The organism is Phyllobacterium sp. P5_D12, assembly GCF_054049495.1.
Genome location: NZ_JBFUMG010000778.1, coordinates 1 through 1611 on the forward strand (window position 1 = coordinate 1; position 1611 = coordinate 1611).

Here is a 1611-nt window from a genome sequence, read left to right on the forward strand (position 1 = left end):
AGGATGGCCTGGCTGACCCTTTAGGCCCATAGACTGGGCGAGGTCCACAGCGCCGATATAAAACACGTCTGCATCTATCGCAGCGAGCATTTGCTGCAAGTTGGAGAGTGCCTTTTCGGACTCGATCATAACGACCAGTAGTTTTTCCTTGTGATTGCCTTCCCACTGACTGATCCCCTCGATGATCGCCTTGGCTTCCGCCACGCTATCGACATGTGGGGTCTGGATGCCATCCACTCCGCAGCTAAGATAACGGTTTATCAGGCCAGGCTCGTTACTCCACGGTCTTACGACCGAAGCCATGCTGCAGCTTCTGGCCGCACGCGCAAGTTCCTCAACCGCCGCAAAATCCGTACTCGCATGCTCACAATCGATAAAAACGGTATCGAATCCCAGCGTACCTATGAATTCGATCAGACGCGGCGTTGGAAAGTCCGGATTGCAGATCGCAACAGTCTCGCCGGCTCTCAGGCGTTCTTTAAGCCCATGTTTCATCCTTTGACCTCCGCAGCGCGAGGCGGCCCGCCGTCGATCACGAAACGGGCGAACTCGGTATGATCGGCATTGGAACCAGTCCAGGATTGAGCATCCTCCCACAGCCGCAAACATGAATGGCCAAGTTCCGCGGGAACGTCGCAGGCCCGCGCCACCTCCATGGCCAGCTTCAGGTCTTTCACCATGAGATCAAGGGAAAAGCCGGAATTGTAGGCCCGGTTAAGGATGTACTGTTTGAACTTTTTCTCCGTGCTGTTGTTGCGCCCTGTGGATGCATTCAGCACGTCAACTAGTACATTACCATCTACCCCGAAACGCTCAGCCACGAGCAGCGCTTCCGCAGCCGCAGCAAGACCCGCCGCCGACACATAATTGTTGAGAACCTTGACCGCATGACCGGAACCGAGAGGACCGATATGGAAGCGACGCCCCATTGCCTCGAGCAGCGGGGCGAAATGCTCGGCAAGCCTGGAGTCGCCTCCCACCATAATTGCAAGCGTAGCCGCAATCGCGCCCGGAACACCGCCTGAAACAGGGGCATCAAGCATCCCGATTTCCCGCTTTTGGAGTAAGCTGCCGAGTTCGCGCGTCCCGATTGGAGCAGACGAGCTCATATCGATAATGGTGGATCCAGACTTCAGGCCGAGCAGAAGATGATCGTCCTGCCCTTCGTCTCCCAAGGCAACACGTCGCACGATCCCCCCATCGGGTAGCATCAGCACGATGACATCTGAGCGCTTGCCAAGCTCAGCGAGCGAGTCGACCTTGACGCATTTACTACTCGAGGCCGCGAATGCCCCTGCCTTTCCGGCATCGGTATCGTAGATGGCTAAGTTCCATCCTGCATTGACCAGATGCCCGGCCATGGGCTGGCCCATATTGCCGATCCCGACAAAGCCGACCTTTGTTGCATTCTGTGAAGCGCTCACGGCCGTTCCTCCCTGCAAACTTTTTTGGCTCAAGCTCCGGCAGATGCCGCAGTGTGGATATTCGAAGATGCCTGCACCCTTGCCGCTTCAGCTGCACTTCGCCCGGCTATGCGCCCAAAAACCGCTCCACTCATCAAGCCAGTTGCGCCCGGATAGTTGAAATAGAATAGTCCGCCTACCAGTTCTC

2 protein-coding genes are annotated in these 1611 nt (G+C 56.7%); both read right to left on the minus strand.

Features of this window, described 5'->3' with window-relative positions:
- On the minus strand, positions 1-495 hold a 495-nt coding region (locus ACXJ5O_RS26330), incomplete at its 3' end, for an HpcH/HpaI aldolase family protein (protein WP_457302480.1).
- Positions 492-1424: an NAD(P)-dependent oxidoreductase gene (locus tag ACXJ5O_RS26335; protein WP_457302481.1), complete on the minus strand. Its 933-nt coding sequence runs from the start codon at positions 1422-1424 to the stop codon at positions 492-494. The genes ACXJ5O_RS26330 and ACXJ5O_RS26335, both read right to left, overlap by 4 nt.
- Between the last annotated feature and the right edge of the window lie 187 nt (positions 1425-1611).